4 protein-coding genes and 2 rRNA genes are annotated in these 7,054 nt (G+C 62.7%); 1 reads left to right on the top strand and 5 read right to left on the bottom strand.

What is annotated here, in order from left to right; translation table 11 throughout:
- Positions 1-72 precede the first annotated feature (72 nt).
- Complete coding sequence (gene coq7 / locus VL15_RS38675) at positions 73-699, bottom strand: 2-polyprenyl-3-methyl-6-methoxy-1,4-benzoquinone monooxygenase (RefSeq protein WP_048252158.1); 627 nt, start codon at positions 697-699, stop codon at positions 73-75.
- A gap of 276 nt (positions 700-975) precedes the next feature.
- On the opposite strand from coq7, the gene VL15_RS38670 reads away from it, so the two are divergent.
- Positions 976-2,127: a porin gene (locus VL15_RS38670; RefSeq protein ID WP_048252157.1), complete on the top strand. Its 1,152-nt coding sequence runs from the start codon at positions 976-978 to the stop codon at positions 2,125-2,127.
- 261 nt (positions 2,128-2,388) lie between these two features.
- Here VL15_RS38670 and VL15_RS38665 read toward each other — a convergent pair whose 3' ends face one another.
- From VL15_RS38665 to VL15_RS38650, 4 genes are all read right to left on the bottom strand, one after another.
- Positions 2,389-4,062 carry a long-chain fatty acid--CoA ligase gene (locus VL15_RS38665; protein WP_048252156.1) on the bottom strand — a complete coding sequence of 558 codons (1,674 nt, stop codon included), beginning with the start codon at positions 4,060-4,062 and terminating at the stop codon, positions 2,389-2,391.
- 143 nt (positions 4,063-4,205) lie between these two features.
- Positions 4,206-6,281 carry a molybdopterin-containing oxidoreductase family protein gene (locus VL15_RS38660; protein WP_048252155.1) on the bottom strand — a complete coding sequence of 692 codons (2,076 nt, stop codon included), beginning with the start codon at positions 6,279-6,281 and terminating at the stop codon, positions 4,206-4,208.
- A 431-nt stretch (positions 6,282-6,712) separates the two neighbouring features.
- Positions 6,713-6,825, bottom strand: a 5S ribosomal RNA gene (gene rrf / locus VL15_RS38655).
- A 155-nt stretch (positions 6,826-6,980) separates the two neighbouring features.
- Positions 6,981-7,054: ribosomal RNA gene (locus tag VL15_RS38650) — 23S ribosomal RNA — on the bottom strand; the annotation flags it as partial.

The raw sequence follows: 7,054 nt of genomic DNA, 5'->3' as shown, positions 1-7,054 counted from the left end.
AAACGAGGAGTAAGCGGGGGGTATCGGGGGCGGTGAACCGGGGCGACGTCGCGCGTCGCCCCGGCGCAAATCTCAGAGATAGTACGCAGTGCTCGTCATGACTTTCGACGCGGCGCGCATCAGCATCCGCGCGGGCAGCGGCAGCTCGATCCCGCCGGCGTCGGTCGCGGCCTTGCCGTGCTTCACTTCGTCGATGCGCATCTGGTCGACGATCGCACGCGACGCGGTGTCGGTCGCCGGAAGCTCGGACATGTGGCCTTCGAGATGACTCTCGACCTGCCGCTCCGTCTCGGCCATGAAGCCGAGGCTGACCTTGTCGCCGAGCGTGCCGGCCGCCACGCCGATCGCGAGCGCGCCGGCGTACCACAGCGGGTTCAGCAGGCTCGGGCGCGAGTCGAGCTCCTTCAGGCGGTGCGCGGTCCACGCGAGGTGGTCCTCCTCCTCGCGCGCAGCCTCCTCGAACATCGCCTTCGCCGACGACGTGCGCGCGGTGAGCTTCTGCGCCTGGTAGAGCGCCTGCGCGCAGACCTCGCCGACGTGGTTCACACGCATCAGCCCGGCGGCATGCGACCGCTCCGCGGGCGTCAGTTCGACGGCCGGCGCCTCGGCCGGCACGGGCACCGGGCGGCTCATCCGGCTAATGCCGGTCAGCGATCGCAGGCCGCGATCGAATTCGCTGATCAGTTCATCCAACACCATCCTGTTCTCCTGGCTGCGTGTGCTGCCGCGAGCGGCAAGGGCACGAGTCCGCTGCGTAACCGACTTGATTATTCAGCGGAAATTGCGGTTAACCCGTGATTTTAACCATTGTTGCATAAAGGAAACATGGCGGCCTTGCGCTACGCCATTTCGCTTTGTGGCAAAAAACGGTTTTGCTACATTACGTGCGACTTCTTGCGAAGTTGATGGGGCCCGTCAACAGAACATAACTATCCGCCCCGCCAAAAAAATTCAGTGATTCTTGGAGATCCGTTAATGAAAAAGTCGCTTCTCGCGCTCGTCGCGCTGGGCGCGTTCGCTGGCGCTGCCCATGCGCAAAGCAGCGTGACGCTTTACGGCATCATCGATGAAGGCCTGCTCTTCAACAACAACGCAGGCGGCAAGCATCTGTACAGCATGGCCAGCGGCGTGATGCAAGGCAGCCGCTTCGGCATGCGCGGCACCGAAGACCTCGGTGGCGGCCTGAAGGCGATCTTCACCCTCGAAAACGGTTTTGACGTGAACAGCGGCAAGCTCGGCCAGGGCGGCCTGATGTTCGGTCGCCAGGCTTACGTCGGCCTTTCGAGCCAGTACGGTACGGTCACGCTGGGTCGTCAATACGACTCCGTCGTCGACTTCGTCGGCCCGCTCGAGGCAGGCGACCAGTGGGGCGGTTACATCGCCGCTCACCCGGGCGACCTCGACAACTTCAACAACGCGTACCGCGTGAACAACGCAGTCAAGTTCACGAGCCAGACCTACGGCGGCTTCTCGTTCGGCGGCCTGTACAGCTTCGGCGGTCAAGCCGGCCAGTTCTCGAAGAACCAGGTCTGGTCGCTCGGCGCAGGCTACAACAACGGCCCGCTGGTCTTGGGCGTCGGCTACTTGAACGCACGCACGCCGAACCAGTTCGGCGGCATGTTCAACAACGGTTCCGCGTCTTCGTCGGTCTCGTCGCCGGTCTACGGCGCGTACGCGAACAATGCGAACACGTACCAGGTCATCGGTGCGGGCGGCGCATACACGTTCGGCGCAGCAACGATCGGCGCGACGTACTCGAACACGAAGTTCAAGGGTTTCTCGGCCGGTCCGTTCGTGAACCAGACCGCAACGTTCAACAACGCCGAAATCAACTTCAAGTATCAGTTGACCCCGGCGTTGATTCTCGGCGCAGCGTACGACTACACGCAAGGCAGCAAGATCGACGGCAATTCGGCAGCCAAGTACCACCAAGGCTCGCTGGGCGTCGACTACTTCCTGTCGAAGCGCACCGACGTCTACGCGATCGGCGTGTACCAGCACGCATCGGGCAGCGTGCTCGACGCGAACGGCGACGTCATCAAGGCAACGGCATCGATCAACGGTCTCGCTGGGTCGAGCACCAGCAACCAGGTCGCAGCGCGCGTCGGCATCCGTCACAAGTTCTAATCAGCTTGCCTGACAAGCCGCAGCATATTGAAGGCGCCTTCGGGCGCCTTTTTCTTTTCCGGCGCGGCAGCAGGGCCCGGCGCGCGGCGGTTCGGCCGGTCGCGTTGCACGCGTCGCGGCGCTCCGCGCCCGTCCGTTGCGTCGAAACGCGCGGCCGGCCGCCTTCCCCCTCGGGAACCCTCCGCTTCCGATCAGCGCCGCAACCAAAAAAGCCCGGCACGAGCCGGGCTTCTTCGTTCGACCGCGCGTTCCGACGCGCCGTTACGCGCGTCCGTCGCGTAGCTCGCGCCGCAGGATCTTGCCGACGTTCGTTTTCGGCAGCTCCGTACGGAATTCGACCAGCTTCGGCCGCTTGTACCCGGTGAGCCGCTCCTTGCAGTACGCAAGGATGTCCTTGTCGGTGAGCGCCGGGTCCTTCTTCACGATGAACAGCTTCACGGCTTCGCCGGAATGCTCGTCCGGCACGCCGACCGCCGCCACTTCGAACACGCCCGGATGCGACGCCACGACGTCCTCGACTTCGTTCGGATACACGTTGAAGCCGGATACGAGAATCATGTCCTTCTTCCGGTCGACGATCTTCACGTAGCCGCGTGCATCCATCACGCCGACGTCACCCGTCTTGAAGAAGCCGTCCGGGAACATGACCTTCGCGGTCTCGTCCGGCCGGTTCCAGTAGCCGGCCATCACCTGCGGCCCGCGGATGCAGATCTCTCCGGGCTCGCCGAGCGCAACGTCGTTGCCGGCGTCGTCGCGGATCGCAACTTCCGTCGACGGCAGCGGCAGACCGATCGTCCCGCTGTATTCGGTCGCCGTCACCGGGTTGCAAGTCGCCACCGGCGACGTTTCGGACAGCCCGTAGCCTTCGATGATTGCGGTATGGGTCTTTTCATACCAGCGCTTCGCGACGCCTTCCTGGATCGCCATGCCGCCGCCGTTGGCGATCACGAGCTTCGACAGGTCGAGCTGGCTGAATTCGGGATGGTTCAACAGTGCGTTGTACAGCGTGTTGACCGCCGGAATCGTCGAGATCTGGTAACCCTTCAGCTCCTTGATCATGCCGGCGATGTCGCGCGGGTTCGGGATCAGGATACCCATGCCGCCCGTGCGCATCGTCAGGAAACCGCAGACGGTCAGCGCGAACACGTGATACAGCGGCAACGCGACAACCGTCACGAACTGTTTCACCTCCGGGTACTTCTCATGAGCCGGATGGTGCCAGGCACCGGCCTGCAGCACGTTCGACACGATGTTCCGGTGCAGCAGCGTCGCGCCCTTCGCGACGCCGGTCGTACCGCCCGTGTATTGCAGGAACGCGACATCGTCGGGGCCGATCTTCTGCGGCTTGAACGCCTGCCGCGCGCCTTCCGACAACGCGGCCTTGAAGCGCGTGAACGACGGAAGCTGCCACGCGGGCACCATCTTCTTCACGTTGCGCACGACGTAATTGACGAGCCATCCCTTGATACCCAGCAGGTCGCCCATCGATGCGACGACGACATGCTTGACGGCCGTATTGGCGATGACGGCCTGCAGCGTCGACGCGAAATTCTCCAGGATGACGATCGCCTCCGCGCCACAGTCCTTCAGCTGATGTTCGAGCTCGCGCGGCGTGTAGAGCGGATTGACGTTGACGACGGTGTAGCCGGCGCGCAGTACCGCGGCAATCGCCACGGGGTACTGCAGCACGTTCGGCATCATGATCGCGACGCGCGCGCCGCGCGCGAGGCCACGGGATTGCAGCCACGCGCCGAACTGGCGCGACAGCGTGTCGAGTTCACCGTAGGTGATGCCCTTGCCCATGCAGACGAACGCCGTGCGGTCGCGATACTGCCGGAAGCTTTCGTCGAGCAGGTCAGGGACAGAGGGGTAAGGAGACGCGTCAATTTCGGCTGGAACGCCGGGTGGGTACGATTTCAGCCAAATTTTGTCCATACCGCGCGTCTCCTCACAGATTTTCGAATGGTCGTGCTAAAACGCATCGTAACGGCTCGCCCGTCCCGATACAACAGGGTTAGATGTCCACTTCGAACTTCCGTCGAAATTCGTCTGATCATACGGGGGGGGAGGGTATTCGATCAAATCCGCTCAACTTCGACAAGGCAATCGTAAAACGTCGCCGAATTGCCGAGATCGGTCAGCGCCTGGCTCGTCACCTCGTTTGCGTTCCTGCCGTCCGGCGACAGTTTCTTCCACCAGATCGACAGCCCGACAACGAGCCCCGCGCGTGCGCGATCGGTAATTCTCGCGAGTGCCTGCATCGATCCACGGTCGTTGAAGATGCGGACGACGTCGCCCTCCGCGATACCGCGCGCGTCGGCGTCGGACGGGTGGATGTCGAGATGCGGCTCGCCTTCCGTCGTACGCAGGCTGTCGACGTTCACGAACGTGCTGTTCAGGAAGTGACGGGCCGGCGGCGAAATCATCGCGAGCGGATAGCGTGCGGCAAGCTCGGGCGCGGCCTCGGCCGATTCGAACGGCGGCAGGTAGTCTGGAACAGGGTCCATGCCCATCTGCTCGAGCCGTGCGCTGTAGAACTCGCACTTGCCGGACGGCGTGCGGAAACCGCCATTCGCGAACGGCGCGTCCGGCAGCTTGAGCTTCAGCCAGCCGGCCCGCTTCAGCGTATCCCAGTCGCTGTCGAGCGCCGGATCGTCCCACCGGAGCGCCGCGCGCGCGACCTCTTCGTCGCTTTGATAGAGCGCGGGCTCGTCGAGCCCCATGCTGCGCGCGATGCCGCGGAAGATCTCCGTATTCGGCCGTGCGTCTCCCACCGGCGGAATTGACGGCAGGTTCGCCATCACGTAGGTATGGCCGTACGATTTGTGGACATCCAGATGCTCGAGCTGCGTGGTAGCCGGCAATACAATGTCGGCGAAATCGACGGTATCTGTCTTGAAATGCTCGAGAACGACCGTGAACAGATCGTCGCGCGCGAACCCCACCGCGACCTTCGAAGAATCCGGCGCGACGGCCACCGGATTCGAGTTGTACACGATCACCGCCTCGACCTTCGGCCCGAACGTCGCGTCGCCCGGGTGCAACAGCGCGTCGCCGATCGCGTTCATGTTGATGATGCGCGGCAGCTTGTGCGGCCAACCCGGCATCAAATCCGGGCGCAGCAGCGCCGACTGGTTCACCGGCGCGGATTCCGACGACGAGAGCAACAGCCCGCCGGCCCGATCCCGCCACGCCCCCGTCAGTGCCGGCAGGCTTGCGATCGCACGAACCGCGTTGCCGCCGCCTCGTACGCGCTGCATGCCGTAATTGAGACGAATCGATGCTTTGCGGGTGGCGCCGTATCGACGCGCAAGGTCGACCAGCTCCGACACGTCGATGCCGCAGATCTGCGCAACGCGCTCCGGCGGATAGGACATCGCCCGCTCCTTGAGCGCGTCGAAGCCGAGCGTATGGCTGGCGATGTAGTCGTGATCGAGCAGACCTTCAGTCATTAGCACGTGCATCATGCCGAGCGCAAACGCGCCGTCGGTACCTGGCTTCAATGCGATGTGCTGATGGCATTTCTCTGCTGTCAGCGAGCGGTACGGGTCGATCGCGACGAGACGTGCGCCGCGGCGCTTTGCTTCCTGCGCACGCGTCCAGAAGTGCAGGCTCGACGCGATCGGGTTCGCGCCCCATATCAGAATCAGCTCGCTTTCCTCGAAATGCTCAAGGTGCATGCCAAGGCTTCCACCGTATGTGTAACGAAGCCCCGCCGCGCCGGCCGCCGCGCAAATCGTGCGCTCGAGCCGTGATGCGCCGAGCTTGTGGAAGAAACGCTGGGCGATGCCCTCGCCCTGCACGAGTCCCATCGTCCCCGCATAGCTGTAGGGCACGATCGCTTCCGGTGCACGCACGGCGATTTCCCCGAGGCGACTGCCGATCTCGTCGAACGCTTCGCTCCAGCTGATCGGTACGAAGCGCCCTTCCCCCTTCGCGCCGACACGCTTCAGCGGAACCGTGAGGCGATCGGGATGATGAACACGATCGGCGTATCGGCTGACTTTCGTGCACAGCACGCCTTGCGTCGGCGGATGGTCCGGGTCGCCCGTCACCTTGATCGCCTTGCCGTTCTCGACGGTCACACGCATTGCGCACGTGTCCGGACAATCGTGCGGGCAAACGGCCCGGGCTACCTGTGTGGCGGCGTTCATCGTTTTGAATGCAGAGATGGGGATTTGCAAATTTTACGTGGACGCGCCGAATAAAGCGTTCATTTCGTACGGATCTTGGCCTATTTGACCGTGAAGAGCGTTGGGAGGAGCGGGGGAGTTTCAGTTGCGACGCATGTCTTCGCGGGGAGCGAACTGCGCGGCGAACTCTGCGTTCGTCGTGGACGATGGAAAGATGACCATGCATGACAGTGTTTGCCGATACATAGGGAGAGTGCAGATTTGATCGAGGATGGGATCAATATGCCAGTAAATCGCGAAACATATCGGCCATTGAGGGGATTCGGCGACGCAATAGGTTGCGCTTGAGAGAGTGTGGCCTAGGCGGTGAGAACCTCGCCCGGCCCACGTGCATTTCGGCCGCCGAAATGCAAAAACCCCCGCCTTTCGGGCGGGGGTTTCTGGCTTAGGGAGCCTGACGATTACCTACTTTCACACGGGAATCCGCACTATCATCGGCGTAGAGTCGTTTCACGGTCCTGTTCGGGATGGGAAGGGGTGGGACCGACTCGCTATGGTCATCAGGCAAAGAGGGTTGTCGCGTTGCTTCGCAGCGCGACCAATCTTGGAAGAAGCAGTAATTTTGGGTTGTGTGTATCACACACGAGAATCCAACTTGTCGCTCTGGATCCTGCAGCCAGTGCTGTCGCACGGCGCCGATCTACAAGGCAGACTTGTTATAGGATCAAGCCTTACGGGCAATTAGTATCAGTTAGCTGAACGCATTACTGCGCTTACACACCTGACCTATCAAC

It is taken from the genome of Burkholderia cepacia, from assembly GCF_001039005.1.
In the GTDB taxonomy this organism is placed as follows: domain Bacteria; phylum Pseudomonadota; class Gammaproteobacteria; order Burkholderiales; family Burkholderiaceae; genus Burkholderia; species Burkholderia theae.
Note: the sequence above shows the minus strand (reverse complement) of the source record. Positions and strands in the feature narration are given on the sequence as shown.